13 protein-coding genes are annotated in these 13,268 nt (G+C 39.4%); 7 read left to right on the top strand and 6 right to left on the bottom strand.

Annotated elements, in window-relative coordinates; translation table 11 throughout:
• From ACHABW_RS22065 to ACHABW_RS22040, 6 genes are all read right to left on the bottom strand, one after another.
• On the bottom strand, positions 1-306 hold a 306-nt coding region (locus ACHABW_RS22065), incomplete at its 3' end, for a transposase (protein WP_435758634.1).
• Entirely contained in the window at positions 278-778 is a 501-nt protein-coding gene (locus ACHABW_RS22060) for an IS3 family transposase (protein ID WP_435758632.1), read from the bottom strand. The genes ACHABW_RS22060 and ACHABW_RS22065, both read right to left, overlap by 29 nt.
• Positions 733-1,047 carry an IS3 family transposase gene (locus ACHABW_RS22055; protein ID WP_435758636.1) on the bottom strand — a complete coding sequence of 105 codons (315 nt, stop codon included), beginning with the start codon at positions 1,045-1,047 and terminating at the stop codon, positions 733-735. The genes ACHABW_RS22060 and ACHABW_RS22055 overlap by 46 nt, the downstream gene beginning before the upstream one ends.
• A 71-nt stretch (positions 1,048-1,118) precedes the next feature.
• On the bottom strand, positions 1,119-1,343 hold the full coding sequence (locus ACHABW_RS22050) for a hypothetical protein (protein WP_435758630.1): 225 nt from the start codon (positions 1,341-1,343) through the stop codon (positions 1,119-1,121).
• A 210-nt stretch (positions 1,344-1,553) separates the two neighbouring features.
• Complete coding sequence (locus ACHABW_RS22045; protein ID WP_435758628.1) at positions 1,554-1,724, bottom strand: hypothetical protein; 171 nt, start codon at positions 1,722-1,724, stop codon at positions 1,554-1,556.
• A 65-nt stretch (positions 1,725-1,789) separates the two neighbouring features.
• Complete coding sequence (locus ACHABW_RS22040) at positions 1,790-3,184, bottom strand: sigma-54 interaction domain-containing protein (RefSeq protein WP_435758626.1); 1,395 nt, start codon at positions 3,182-3,184, stop codon at positions 1,790-1,792.
• Between the two features lie 288 nt (positions 3,185-3,472).
• On the opposite strand from ACHABW_RS22040, the gene ACHABW_RS22035 reads away from it, so the two are divergent.
• The 7 genes from ACHABW_RS22035 to ACHABW_RS22005 all read left to right on the top strand — a co-directional run bounded on the left by ACHABW_RS22035 (position 3,473) and on the right by ACHABW_RS22005 (position 12,969).
• A complete protein-coding gene (locus tag ACHABW_RS22035) occupies positions 3,473-4,750 on the top strand; it encodes an ArgE/DapE family deacylase (protein WP_435758624.1) in 1,278 nt (425 codons plus the stop codon).
• Between the two features lie 53 nt (positions 4,751-4,803).
• Complete coding sequence (locus tag ACHABW_RS22030; RefSeq protein WP_435758622.1) at positions 4,804-6,102, top strand: ArgE/DapE family deacylase; 1,299 nt, start codon at positions 4,804-4,806, stop codon at positions 6,100-6,102.
• An 83-nt stretch (positions 6,103-6,185) separates the two neighbouring features.
• On the top strand, positions 6,186-7,664 hold the full coding sequence (locus tag ACHABW_RS22025) for a sodium:solute symporter family protein (protein ID WP_435758620.1): 1,479 nt from the start codon (positions 6,186-6,188) through the stop codon (positions 7,662-7,664).
• 929 nt (positions 7,665-8,593) lie between these two features.
• Positions 8,594-9,481: a pyridoxal 5'-phosphate synthase lyase subunit PdxS gene (gene pdxS / locus ACHABW_RS22020; protein ID WP_435758618.1), complete on the top strand. Its 888-nt coding sequence runs from the start codon at positions 8,594-8,596 to the stop codon at positions 9,479-9,481.
• Between the two features lie 50 nt (positions 9,482-9,531).
• On the top strand, positions 9,532-10,116 hold the full coding sequence (gene pdxT, locus ACHABW_RS22015; RefSeq protein ID WP_435758616.1) for a pyridoxal 5'-phosphate synthase glutaminase subunit PdxT: 585 nt from the start codon (positions 9,532-9,534) through the stop codon (positions 10,114-10,116).
• A gap of 841 nt (positions 10,117-10,957) precedes the next feature.
• A complete protein-coding gene (locus ACHABW_RS22010; protein ID WP_435758614.1) occupies positions 10,958-11,452 on the top strand; it encodes a hypothetical protein in 495 nt (164 codons plus the stop codon).
• Positions 11,453-11,529: 77 nt separating this feature from the next.
• Positions 11,530-12,969 (top strand): hypothetical protein, encoded by a 1,440-nt coding sequence (locus ACHABW_RS22005; protein ID WP_435758612.1) that lies wholly within the window; start codon positions 11,530-11,532, stop codon positions 12,967-12,969.
• The last annotated feature ends 299 nt before the right edge of the window (positions 12,970-13,268 follow it).

The raw sequence follows: 13,268 nt of genomic DNA, 5'->3' as shown, positions 1-13,268 counted from the left end.
GGCGGGTTTTTCGAGTTTCACAACGACCCTTCGGGAACGGTTCCAAGAAGCCGCTTTATAAGAGAACTCTTTGTAAAACACATAAGGTGCAGCCGAATGAATCGTGGTACGTTCTCTTAATTGGCTTTCTAATTCCTGGGCTTTGGTCGTCAGTTTTTTATTTGCTTTTAAGCGAATGGCATAGGTGGTCTCATGTTCTTCGCATAATTCGTAAAGTCCGGGAACGGCAAAGCCGCTGTCCCCACGAATCGTCAACGTTGCCCAAGGATAGGTCTTCTTATAGTGACTGATCTTCCATGTAATCATCTACTTCTTGTCTTAACTGTATAAATTTCTCGCATGCTTTGTGGTCGACCATATCTCTGAAATGTCCAAAGAATGATTCCATGGGTGCTTTGTCCCCGTTGTCCCAACAATTTCCCTTTCTTGACATAGATTGACGTACCCCTAATTTTTTCACTCTGTCCTGAAACTCTGGATGAGTATAGTGAACCCCTTGATCAGAATGAAGGATAGCTTCAGGGTGAAAGATACCCATCCCTTCCTTGAGGTTGTCTAATGTTTGATAAACAATATCCATTTCTAATGACCTTGACAATTTATACGCTAAAATCTCTTTTGTAGCTCCATCTTTCACACAGGATAAATAGGCTTTTTGACCTCGACCATAGTAAAGATAAGTAATGTCAGTTAATAATACTTTACCAAATTCTTTTTGATCAAACTGACGTTTTAGTAAGTTTGGACATGTACGGTGTTCTTGTGTCGCCTTAAGCATTTTCCTATAAGGCTTCGCCCGCCTAATTTTGTTTCGAGGCTGAATTTTTTCATTAAGCGTCTGATTTTCTTTTGATTCATCACGACACTATGATCATTCTCTAATATCATTTTGATTTGAAGTGCCCCTACTTTTTGATTCTTTACGAAGAAAATACTTTTAATAAGTTCAACTTCTTGTGTATCTCTTGCTTCTCGGACTTGACGGACGTCCTCTGCGCTTAACCAGGCGTAATAACCACTTTTACTTACTTCAGCTAACTGACACAGCTGGGTTACTTCTCCCTTTAATTGATGCTTTCTGATGATTTTTTCAATAAGTTCAAATTTCTCTGAAGGGGTTAATATTTCTTTTTCAACGCCTGCCTCTCTCGTTCTTCTAGCTTTTTTAAGAAGTCATTCTCAGCTTCTAAATACTTGATTCTTGTTTCTGCTTTTTTAAGTTTTTCTTCGGCAGATAACGTTTTGGATGAGGGGAGGCCCGCACTTCCTTTTCCTCTTCGTTCCTTTTCGAATCCAACTTCACCAAACTGCTCAAACGTATCGCGCCATCGCCTTAAACACATAAAAACCCGAATAATGAGGCACTTTTTTTAAGTGTCCATTATTCGGGTTACAGTTCATTAATAAAGGTCCTTTATTTTGTTATATACGAACGACTATATTTTTATAAAAAAGGCGAAAGAGAAAGAAATTTCTTAGATTGTTGCGAAACTCTCATCTTTCCAAAGGTGAGGGTTTCTCCATCTTCTCTCCTTTCAATTTTTAAGTGAATTTTAAGGAGAATAAAGAAGATCGCGAATTCTCTGAAGAGGTGATTTGCGATCTTCCTTTATATTCTCCGCTATGGCTGTCATCATCGCTTGTTCATTAGCTCCCTTCAAGTTTTTGTAACCGGTAGTAGTGAAGCCCTTGGAGTTGTTTCGCATCCGCAAAACTTCGCTCATTAGTTTCTAATCTTGTTATAAAGCAGCTTTCTGACCTTCTCTTTACTAGACCGCCAAACATATTTTTATATTTTGATATTATATTTTCGCAGCCTTCTTAGCAGAGACGACTGGGTAATCCCAAGAGACTTAGCTATTTTTCTTGTGGAATTATTTGATTTGGCCGCTTTGATAATCATTGCTTTTTCAAGTTCTTCCACCATTTCCGGAAGTGGCCTGTCAATATCAGTTGGGAACTGCAAAGGCTGAGCTGTTGCCTCCTTGATCCTTTCCGGAAGGTCTTCCTCGGAGATTTCTCCTGCTTTCGTTATGATGACCAAACGTTCTATCAAGTTTTCCAGCTCTCGGATATTGCCTGGCCAATTATAGTTTTGAAAGTATTCAAGCACTTTTTTAGAAAAATAAAGGTCCTGCTGATAATTTTCATTAAACTTGTTTAAAAATACGTTTGCTAAGTGGTAGATGTCCTCCTGTCTTTCTCTTAAGGGAGGAACTTTAATCGGTAGTACATTCAGACGGTAATATAAATCGGACCGCAATTTTTTCTCCTCAATCATATTTTCAAGATCAAGATTAGTAGCCGCAATGATCCTCACATCCGCAGACTGCCATTTAGTATCGCCAATAGGAAGATATGTTTTATCCTGAATGAGCTGAAGGATTTTTGCCTGTAGATGAAGGGGCAGTTCACCGATTTCATCAAGGAATAGTGTTCCTTTTTCAGCCATTTTAACAAGCCCGGCCTTTCCGCCCTTGCTCGCCCCTGTAAACGCTCCCGTCTTATATCCGAACAGTTCTGATTCAAGCAGGGACTCAGGAATTGATCCGCAATTAATCTTTACTAACGCCTCGTCCTTCCGGGCGCTTAGCTGGTGGATTTGTTTTGCGATAAATGTCTTACCCACCCCTGTTTCACCGGTAACGAGAACGGTGGCATCCACTTCAGAAAATTTTTTGATTAGGTTAAGCAGTGAACGGAGTGCACTGCTTTTTCCAATCACCTTATTATCAAGAGTCTTTTTCCTGTTGCCAGTATGCATTTCTTGTAATTCTTTTGTATACTGCTTAAGCAGTTCCTTGGTCTCCTTGAACTGAGTAGACATCCTGACAGCCTCTGTTAAATCACGTCCGTGCGCCACGAGGAGTTCTGTTTCTCCTCCCTCATTAGCGACTATATGACCTGTAACAAGGTATTTTTTCCCTTCATTAAAAGTCTGAATCACACTCACATCGTGACCAGCTTCCAGTGTAAGACGGATAACAGATGGATTAAAATAACCTGTTGTTTCAAGTTCCTTCACATTCTTCCCAATCAGTTTTTCCTTCGGACCGTTTAAAGCCTCACTCGCTTTATTCAGCCACAAAGTATTTCCCTCATTATCAGCAATGTAAATGGCGTCGGTGAGAATATCTAACAAATTAATGATCATTTTATAGTTTTGCAGACTCTGTTTTTTCATTTTACCTCCCCCTATAATCTATAATATTAAATATATTCCGAAAGATAGTCAATAAAAATCGAACCGTAAATGGTTCGATTTATTTTTTTATAATGAATAAAGCATTATAATAGATTCGAAAACGAAGCAAAATGAAACGAAAATGCATCGAATGAAATTATGTTAAGTCTCTTTAGATAGTTTAAATCAAAAATTCATTTGTTTTGAAACAAATTAGCCTATTTTTTTGGCATGGATATTGCATCCTCTATAAGTAATCAAACAGACTTCAATCAGGGAGGACAAATTATGAATAATTCGAAAGAACAGCTTGTTATGAAACAAGTGGATAGTTTGTGGGAAGTGGAAGTGGAGTTTCTTCAGCAACTTGGAAGATTTAAAAGCACACTTGGCAATGAAGCCGCTATACAGAACTTCATTGCCGATCATCTGAAAGAAAGTTTACAGCTTGATGTTGAGATGATTACACTCGATCCACTAAAACTGGCAAAGTTGCCTGGATACTCTGCAGCCGAATGGTCCTATACAGGACGCCCGGTTGTAGTAGGAAAGCAGTCTGTAAAGGGGAAAAAAAAGGGGAAAAGTGTTATCTTTCAAGGGCATATAGACGTAGTAAGCGCTGAGCCAGTATCGAAATGGAACTACGATCCGTGGGCTTCCACAATCGTCGGAAACAAAATGTACGGGCGGGGAATTGCAGATATGAAAGCGGGCGTTGCTGCGATGATTTTTGCTCTGAAAGCTGTTCAGTCAGCTGGGGTTGAACTTTCAAATGATGTAATTCTCAAAACAGTAATAGAGGAAGAATGCACAGGAAACGGAGCACTTGCTGCCATTGAATCTGGTTATAAAGCAGACGTGGCCCTTATTCCCGAACCGTTGGGCCCGGTAGCCTTGACCGGCCAGGTAGGAGTTTTCTGGATACGGATCAAGGTGAACGGAGCGGGCGCCCATACAGAAAGGGCCAACCAGGCAGTGAATGCTGCGGTGAAAAGCTATGTAATGGTTCAGGCGCTGCTTGACTACGAAAAAGAAATCAACGGCCTGCCGAAGCACGAGGCATTCGCTGACCACCCACACCCTCTTAACATAAATATCGGAAAAATCCATTCAGGAGACTGGCCATCCACTGTTCCATCTGAATGTACGATTGAAGCAAGAGTAGGACTCTTTCCCGGGACAGACCCCCAGGAGGCGAAAGATGAATTAACGGGATTTTTATTGGAAGCGGCTAAAAAAGATGAATGGCTGAAGGACAACCCGCCTGAAATTTCCTTCTATGGTTTCCACGCAGAAGGGTTTACCATTGACCCTGCCCAGGAGCTCTTCCATACATTAGAAGAAGCACACAAATTAACTGAAAAAAAAGATCTCACATATGGCGCATTTACCGGAACTACTGATGCAAGGTTTTATAATCTGTACTATGATATACCGTCCACCTGCTACGGCCCGGTCGGAGCAAACATCCATGGATCAGACGAATGGGTGGACCTTGAAAGCGTTAAACAAGTAACAAAAACGTACGCCGCTTTTCTTATGAAATGGTGTAACTATAAAGACTAAATTAAGAAGCAGTAGAGAAACAGACAAAGATAGTAATGAAGGAGGCCATCGTTATGAAAGAGAGCATTCAGCAAAAAAATAACGACGTGCTGGTTCGCGATGTACATGAGGTGATTGACGAGCTTTGGAAAGACCAGGTGTCTTTCCTGCAGGACCTAGTCCGCCACAAAAGTACACTTGGAAATGAAACAGAGATTCAACGCTTCATACAAAACTATTTACAGGAATCTTTAAATCTGAAAACAGCAGCTTTCACACCTGATATCGAAGCCATTTCAAAATACAAAAATTACGGATCTGCGGAATGGTCCTATGAAAATAGGCCAGTTGTCGCCGGTAAGTGGAAAACTGATGGGGAAAAAACAGGAAAAAGCCTGATCCTTCAGGGACATATCGATGTGGTAAGTGCTGAGCCTGAGTACAAGTGGGATTACCCGCCTTATGATGCTGTAATTGAAGGAAATAAACTCTATGGGCGAGGGTCGATGGATATGAAAGCAGGAGTGTCTTCAATGATCTTCGCTGTCCAGGCATTACAAAAGGCGGCCATTAAGCTCGGAGCAGACCTACAGATCCATTCAGTCATTGAAGAGGAATGCACTGGGAACGGAGCAATCGCCCTGCTTGATAGAGGTTTTACGGCTGACGGCGCACTCCTTCCCGAACCAACTTCCTTAACTGCATTTAATGCCCAACTTGGAGTTTTCTGGATGCGGGTGAAGGTGTTCGGCTTTGGTGCCCATGCCGAACGTGCTTCAAAAGCGCAAAACGCCCTCAACAAAGCAGCCTACCTGATCCAGGCTCTCGATGAATACCGGATATATATTAACAGCCTAGAAAAGCATGAAAACTTTAAACATTACAAAGCTCCCCTAAATATTAATACTGGGGTAATCAAAGGCGGGGACTGGCCATCTAATGTGCCATCAGAATGCGAGTTTGAAGTGAGATTAGGATTTTATCCTGACACAGTCCCGGATGAAGCGCAGCAGCAGGCAAAGGACTGGCTTCTAAAAGCAGCTACTGAGGATGAGTGGTTGAAAGACAATCCACCTGAAATCGAGTTCTACGGCTTCAGGGCCCCTGGTGCTGTACTTGATACTGAGAGCGCTCTATTTGAGACACTCGGGAAATCCCATGAAACAGTCACTGGGGAAAAATTGAATTATACTGCGTTCACTGGAACATCAGACATCCGTGTCTTTGAAGAGTTCGGTATTCCGTCAACCTGCTACGGTCCGTCTGGAGGCGGAGCACACGGCTTGAATGAATTTGTTGATCTTGAAGCTGTAAAAACTACTACGAAAACACTGGCCTCCTTCATTATTGACTGGTGTAAAGTGAAAAGCTAACTTAAGATTTCCTGGGGGTCCCTAATCAAACACTAGTGTTGTTTCTCAAAAAATAATCGAAGAAATTTAACGAGGAGGATTTTATGGATATTAATGAAACATCTCAGACGATACTAATTGCGTTATTAGCCTTTTATGCCGTCGGAATTTTAGGCTACTCTTATTATTTTTACAGAAAAGCGCGCACCTACGAATCCTATAATATGGGCGGACGGGCAATGCCGCTTTTGCCGATGATTCTGACTGCAGTCGGGGGGGCTGTTGGTGGTTCCACTATCCTTGGTTTCATGACAGACGCTTATCTTCTTGGAATGGGGCAAATTTGGTCCGTCGTTTCACTCGCTTTTTCGTTAGCGATCTTCACCCTCTTTTTCGTGAGGAAAATCCGAAAAGCAGGTGATGAACACAAGCTGTTCTCAGTCGGCGATTATGCCGCACACCGTTATGGCAACGCAGCGAGATATCCAACTTTCATAGGTAACATGGCAGCACTGGGTGCTTTAACCGGATTGCAATTTGTCGCGCTGGCGACCGTACTAAACTTAGTTTTCGACCTGGATATGACTACGGGAATTATTATCTCCTGGCTTTTTATCACTCTGAAAACATTTCTAGGAGGACTTACAGCAGTTATCTGGACCGACGCATTACAAGGAACCCTGCAGACTATCGGTGTTATCGTTTTGTTTTTTTTCATCTACCAGCTGACTGGTGGATGGGACAATATGGCGGCGAATGTAAGTACTAATGTAAGTGCTAATGTAGACGCTGTTGGGTCTGCCCAATTTTTAAGCCCAGTAAACATTGGTCTTGCTCAAATCCTTATTCCTTTCCTTACAATCGGAGCCTCAATCCTCGTAAGGCAGGATACGTGGCAGAGAGTCTGGGCCGCCAAAGATATACAAACATCGGTTAGATCAAACTGGCTTGCATGCGCAGTTATTTTTATTACTGGTGCAGCCGTGATAATGATCGGAACCTTTGCAAACGCAGGACTTGGCATAACAGCCGAACAGCCGAACCTAATCTATTATGAGATCATCTTCGGGACGCTGCCATTCTGGCTTGGCGCAATCATGTTTATCGTACTGGTCGCTACAATTCTTTCCTGCGCCGATTCCTTCTTTATCGCCGGATCTACAGCGATTGTAAGTGATGTTATCAAACCCCATGTGAAAAAACAGACGGATCGCCAGCTGCTTCTTTACAGCAGACTGATGGTTATTGCCATGTCCATATTTTCCTTGTTCCTCGCCCTTGCGATCCCAAGGCTTGTTGAACTGTGGATGACAGGCTCGGCAATCCTAGTAGCTGGACTACTCGCGCCGATAATGCTCGGACTCTTCTGGAGCCGGCCCACGAAAATTGCCGGGGTGGCCTCTATGTGGACAGGATTGATCTTGGCCATCGTCTGGCAGCTTGCAGGTCATCCATTAGGTTTACAACCAATATACATCGGCTTCCCAGCATCGGTTATCGTACTGCTTTTACTTACATTTACGACAACTGATAGCACTACTGTCGAGCCGAAGGAAAAGTATAATCTGAAGGTTACAAAATAAAGAAAAGCATCTGTCCTGATTGTGCGCCAGCCAATTCAAGTCAGCGCGCTTCAGAAAGCGGATGCTTTTCTATTAAGCTCAAGTACTTTCAGACAGGTATGTTTCTGAAAAATTCATAAGCGCTAGTCATTCTGGTCGTTTTTTAATTAACTTCCTTTATGAATCACTAACTAAAAGTTGAAAGTAAATTAATACCTTATCACTTAGGTGCGGCGTCCATGTATGACGTAACGGCAGTCGAGGAAACTTCTCTTGGGCACGGGATTTATTCTTACTGTTTTTCAGTTCGGCAGGAAGATGGCCGGATATGCAGCAAAAGCTATTCAGCCCGATAATTCTTATGGTTCTTCAGTTCATTTTGTAGGTGGACCATATGAGGTTTCTTTAATGACATTTGGAATCAAAATCCCCTTATATTTGATCTGAACGGATTTAACCTTTGCGGGGAAACTGTCAATGTTGTTTTCGGGCATAAGTATGATTTTGATATAATTGATAAGGCTGAAGTAATTATAATCTTGAAACCGTTCGTGATCAATTTAAACTAAATATAAATAAGATTAGTAAAGGAAACAAAACTTCTCGAACAAGACATTTAAATAATAAGAATTGCAGCAAAGTTTAGAGAAGCAAATCACTGATCAAGAAGAATTTAAGAACAATTAACCCTAAGGAAATAAGAAGAACACTACGCATTAGAGAAGAGGATCCATTAGACCGTTAAAGGATGGTTATAGAAAGCTGTCAATTCGTAGTTAATGACGTTTTTTGTTCGATAGAATGTCGTGGCTGGAATTATTTTCTTGTTTTTTAAGGTTTTACTATCCACATTCTCGGTTTTTTCATTATAATGGTATGAATGAATGTTTTGACAAACAAAATATAAGCAATTACGAAAAATAATTGTGTATTTTATAAGGGGGATCATCATGGAAAAGCAAGTAGGTACTGATCGCGTTAAACGTGGAATGGCAGAAATGCAAAAAGGCGGCGTCATCATGGATGTGGTGAACGCAGAACAAGCTAAAATAGCTGAGGAAGCAGGGGCAGTAGCTGTTATGGCTCTTGAACGCGTTCCTTCTGATATTCGTGCAGCGGGTGGCGTCGCTCGTATGGCTGACCCATCAATTACGGAAGAAATTCAAAATGCTGTTTCCATTCCAGTTATGGCGAAAGCCCGAATTGGACATATTGTTGAAGCACGCATTTTAGAGGCGTTAGGTGTTGACTATATCGACGAAAGTGAAGTTTTAACACCAGCAGATGAAGTATACCACTTGAATAAACGTGACTACACTGTACCTTTTGTATGTGGCGCGCGTGACTTAGGAGAGGCTACTCGACGAATCGCAGAAGGAGCGTCTATGCTTCGCACGAAAGGTGAGCCCGGTACAGGGAACATCGTTGAAGCAGTTCGTCATCAACGTTTAATGCAAGCGCAAGTAAGAAAAGTAGTAGGTATGTCTGAAGATGAACTTATGACTGAAGCGAAAAACTTAGGGGCTCCTTATGAGGTACTCTTAGAAATTAAACGAAGCGGTCGTTTACCAGTTGTAAACTTTGCAGCAGGTGGGATTGCTACTCCTGCTGATGCAGCGTTAATGATGCAGCTTGGATCCGATGGTGTCTTTGTTGGATCAGGTATTTTCAAGTCTGAAAATCCTGCAAAGTTTGCGAAAGCAATAGTAGAAGCTACCACTCATTATCAAGATTACGCGTTGATTGCAAAGCTTTCGAAAAATCTTGGTCCAGCGATGAAAGGAATCGAAATTTCATCGATCGAAGCTAAGGACCGTATGCAAGAACGAGGTTGGTAAACTGACTGACGCTTAACAGCGTTTTATGAAAGAAGAGGTGTGAAAACATCATGATTAACATAGGTGTATTAGCGCTTCAAGGCGCAGTGAGAGAGCACGTCAAGGCACTAGAGGCACCTGACGTGAATATTATTATTATAAAAAAAGTGGAACAATTAAAAGAAATCGAAGGCTTAGTTTTCCCTGGCGGAGAAAGTACAACGATGCGCAGACTCATCAATCTTTATGGATTTTATGAGCCGTTAAAAGATTTTGCCAAGCAAAAAAAGCCGATCTTTGGTACGTGTGCCGGTGCCATTCTTATGGCTAATGAAATAGTTGGCCAAATGGAGCCGCATTTATCTGTAATGGATATGGTTGTCGAACGGAATGCTTTTGGCGGCCAACGGGAAAGTTTTGAGGCGCTTCTGAAAATGGATTCCATTGGTGATGATGTTCAAGGAGTATTTATTCGCGCACCGATTATCAAAACTGTGGGCGAAGATGTTCAAGTCTTGGCCAGGCATAGTGGTGACATTGTTGCTGCGCAATCAGGACCATTTCTAGCTTGCTCGTTTCATCCAGAATTAACGGATGATTATCGTATGCATCAATATTTTGTTAAAATGGTTAGAGAATCTCGTGTCCATGCTTGATAATTACTAAAAACTTCGGTTATGATAAGAATAATCTTATACTGAGCAAAGATAGGAAATAGTAATGGAAGACATTGCCTTCAGAGAGGTGTAAGAGCGTTTGAATAATATGTTTATGCCAAATACAATTATCTTAATTTTATTTAGTAGATTAATTTCCACCAACCTCCTAATTATCTTCCGATTTAAAAAGTGTAAAATGTTTGAGGAGGTACAGTAAAGGAAAATTACGAATCCCTTCTTTTATCATAATCCTTTTCCAGTTGACTAGAAAAAATGTTTCAATGGTACTGTCATTTAAAATCTTCTTTATCGTTTTTGAATAATCAAAATTTCTTCGCACTTTTAATCCCAACCTTTCGTTGATTCTACCAATAGTGAAGACCAGGTCCTGAAATTCCCGAATAGTTTTTTCAGATTAATCATTGGTTAGTCTCCTTTATATTTCCTTTCATTTTCACTCACTCTATTTTTGGACCTATTTCCTGATGTTTAAGGGGGTATTCGTCGCTAGTAACATCATCAAATATTAAGAGATTCCAACAGAAATAATTACCTTAACATGGAATAATCCTCTTTCCGAAAAATCCCGAAAAAATTCCTCACTTAGAGAAATCTTTTCGGGATATCCAAGTACAATTTATCAAATTTTAACATCATTTTATCACATTATCTATTTTGTATCTAGAAGAACTTAAACAGGGAATTATCTTTATTCTTTGCTGTCTACTATGCTATAATACTCACAGATGAATACGTGAAGGGAATCCCCAAGAACAGAGATGCCGCAAGGTAATCTCTAGTTTTCGGGGGATTTTTTTATTATTAAGGAGTGAATAAAATGAACTTAATAAAAATTTTTCTCATGTTAATACCTATTATGATGATGTTGCCTGCATGTGGCAGTAATGATGATGAAACAAGGATTTCCGATCAAGAAATGGAAAATAGACAAGCATATATTGAAATGATTCGTCATTCTATAGATGAATCGAACAAACTATTAAAACGTGTAAGTAAATCTCTTGATAATGTGTATACAGGAGAACGAAACATTACAACATTTCGATCTGAAATTGAGAAGCTGGTTCCTGAATCAAGCGCTTTAGTTACAGATATGAACGACGGCATATATTTAATTCGTGATGGAATGTTTGATTTTCATCGTCAGAAAATATCGTTACTATCTAAACAACATGCAATGTTACTGAATGCCGTAGAAAGTATAGACAACGATCAATTCAGTAAAAGTGACCTACAAAGAGAGATCAACGATATCAAGGTAGAACAGACTCGTGTCGTTGAAACTCTTACAAAAGGGTTCAACAATGAGTAAGTGTAATCTTTTCCTATTTGTTAAATAACTTATAGACAAGTAAAATGAAAGAAGGATACTAAATAGGAGGAAATACAATGACTTTAAGCATTCATGAAATACCTCACGTTGTTTTTGATGAGATTCATAAAGAAATCGGTCCGAACACAAGCGCTAAATTGGCGAAGTATATATTGAAGGATACAGTAGATAACACTTCTTCTATAAATAGTTATGTAAAAGACATATTAAACAGAATTCTCTTTAAAGATGGCGAAGATATTGATCTCCTATACATTAAAGATATCTATCGAAGAAGACTTCAAAATACAAAGAAAAACTGGTATAAGCAACTTGAAGAAGATTGCCATAAACATATAATTACACCTATCCATGCAGAAAGAGACGTTCTCAAAATGGCTATAGAAAATAAACAATCAGATGACCAAATCAAAAGTCTCATAGGTGATAATATTGAACAATATGTTTATTCTCGTTTGCAAGACATACACGACTGGGCTCATAATCGTAAAACCAGATTGACCGATTACCCATATTTAGACTCAAAAAAACACCATCAAATAACAAAAGCATTTGAAAACGATATTGTTTACATCATTTGCAAGTTTCTAGAAAGTGCTCCTAAAAAGTGGATATCTCATAGATTCAAAGACCTTATCGATAATCCTATTTTTTCTGATGGCAAAAAGAAATTAGAGGGGACCATTGAATATGACTCGAATCAAAAAAGAGATATTGTTTATAACGAATATAAACTTAGTGATGATCGAATAATTCGCTCTTTTATTTCACTCAAGGAAGGGGAACAAATCGAACTAGATAAAATGTTTTCGCTTGACGATACAGACTCAGAAATCATTGAACATATTCTTGAAAATAGAGGTAAACGATTTTTTACAGATAAAGTAATTCAATTCGACCTCCGTCCTCTTCTTTTACGTGTCTATGGCCACGCAGGAAAAAAAGCCTATGATTTAGCCACCAAACGGTTAAAGAAGATCGGTAGATTCAGCATAGAAGGTCGAACTATAGGATTAGATAATAAAACAAAAACATCTTTTCTTTATAATTTATTTCAAGAAGTTAAAGTAAACAAAGATGATTTAACAGATCGAGTATCTGCTGAAATCCGCTTATCCGATTCCTTACACGAACAATTTATAACCAATCAAACTGTACAAATATATAGCCATTTCATTCATAAACTCGAAAATGGGCTATCTAAAATATTAATCTATGCATTTCAAAAAGAGCGACTGGATGCTTTCCTAGAAGAGAGGGAAATGAATAGTCACTACGAATACACATTTTTTTCAGATCGTATACGTTTCCGTTCGAAAAAAATCAATACAAACCTTAAAATCATTGAATCCTCTCTTCAAGAATTAAAAACTGCCAAGATTATTATTAATCATTTTGAAAAATCTGGAAATGGTTTTGAGATTCGTCTTCTTCCTTTAATGGAATCTGAAAAGAAAGATTTTTTTAATTCATCCACGATTAATTACATGAAGTAATTTATCATTTCAATTTACCGTTTTTCGCGTACCTTGGAATCGCTTTTACCCTTTCACGCGTACTTTAGATTCGTTTTTACCGAAAAGTGCATACTTTGGTGTCATTTTACCCTTTCACGCGTACTTTATGTTAAAAAAACCATTAGAAACTAATTTATTGTATAGATAAACTCTCTTTTATAGGACTTATTTTGCCGAAAAGTGCGTACTTTGTTGTATTTTTTATAGTCTACACTTAATTTTTCTGACTTTTTACCCTTTTTCACGTACTGTGTGTCTGAAAATTTTTTTATTTTTTC

Origin of the sequence: Salipaludibacillus sp. CF4.18, assembly GCF_051262595.1 — a bacterium.
Classification (GTDB): Bacteria; Bacillota; Bacilli; order Bacillales; family Salisediminibacteriaceae; genus Salipaludibacillus; species Salipaludibacillus neizhouensis.
Note: the sequence above shows the minus strand (reverse complement) of the source record. Positions and strands in the feature narration are given on the sequence as shown.

Excerpts from the sequence above, each read along its gene's own strand:
- ACHABW_RS22040 (WP_435758626.1), bottom strand. The coding sequence starts at position 3,184 with ATGAAAAAACAGAGTCTGCAAAACTATAAAATGATCATTAATTTGTTA.
- ACHABW_RS22035 (WP_435758624.1), top strand. The coding sequence starts at position 3,473 with ATGAATAATTCGAAAGAACAGCTTGTTATGAAACAAGTGGATAGTTTG.
- ACHABW_RS22050 (WP_435758630.1), bottom strand. The coding sequence starts at position 1,343 with ATGTGTTTAAGGCGATGGCGCGATACGTTTGAGCAGTTTGGTGAAGTT.
- ACHABW_RS22010 (WP_435758614.1), top strand. The coding sequence starts at position 10,958 with ATGAACTTAATAAAAATTTTTCTCATGTTAATACCTATTATGATGATG.
- ACHABW_RS22045 (WP_435758628.1), bottom strand. The coding sequence starts at position 1,724 with ATGAGCGAAGTTTTGCGGATGCGAAACAACTCCAAGGGCTTCACTACT.
- pdxT (WP_435758616.1), top strand. The coding sequence starts at position 9,532 with ATGATTAACATAGGTGTATTAGCGCTTCAAGGCGCAGTGAGAGAGCAC.
- ACHABW_RS22060 (WP_435758632.1), bottom strand. The coding sequence starts at position 778 with ATGCTTAAGGCGACACAAGAACACCGTACATGTCCAAACTTACTAAAA.
- ACHABW_RS22030 (WP_435758622.1), top strand. The coding sequence starts at position 4,804 with ATGAAAGAGAGCATTCAGCAAAAAAATAACGACGTGCTGGTTCGCGAT.
- pdxS (WP_435758618.1), top strand. The coding sequence starts at position 8,594 with ATGGAAAAGCAAGTAGGTACTGATCGCGTTAAACGTGGAATGGCAGAA.
- ACHABW_RS22025 (WP_435758620.1), top strand. The coding sequence starts at position 6,186 with ATGGATATTAATGAAACATCTCAGACGATACTAATTGCGTTATTAGCC.
- ACHABW_RS22005 (WP_435758612.1), top strand. The coding sequence starts at position 11,530 with ATGACTTTAAGCATTCATGAAATACCTCACGTTGTTTTTGATGAGATT.